This window comes from Hymenobacter lapidiphilus (genome assembly GCF_003417065.2).
Lineage (GTDB): Bacteria > Bacteroidota > Bacteroidia > Cytophagales > Hymenobacteraceae > Hymenobacter.
Genome location: NZ_QVLT01000086.1, coordinates 1 through 334, shown reverse-complemented (window position 1 = coordinate 334; position 334 = coordinate 1). Strand labels below are relative to the sequence as shown.

Below are 334 nucleotides of genomic sequence, written 5' to 3'. Positions count from 1 at the left end.
GCAGCGAGTTCATCAGCAAGGCGCTGGATAAATGGGCCTACGAGCAGCAGGTCACACTGGACTTCTCGCGGCCCGGCAAACCGACGGATAACCCCTATATTGAGTCATTCAACGGTAGCTTCCGGGACGAGTGTTTGAATGTGCATTGGTTCCTGTCGCTAACCGACGCGCAGGAGAAAATCGAGCAGTGGCGGCAGGAGTACAACGGCTTCCGACCCCACAGTTCGCTCCAGAATTTAACGCCCGATCAAGTAATGGCAGCCGCTATTACAGTCGAGCTTCAAAACGCCTGAGCCTCTAGTTTTGGGCGGTCCAGCTATTGGGGGGAGGTCAA

General features: G+C 55.4%; 1 protein-coding gene. It reads left to right on the top strand.

The genetic code is table 11. The features are described 5' to 3' along the window. Positions 1-293: integrase core domain-containing protein (locus D0N36_RS19315; RefSeq protein WP_147320996.1), on the top strand; the 293-nt coding region annotated here is incomplete at its 5' end. Positions 294-334: the final 41 nt, after the last annotated feature.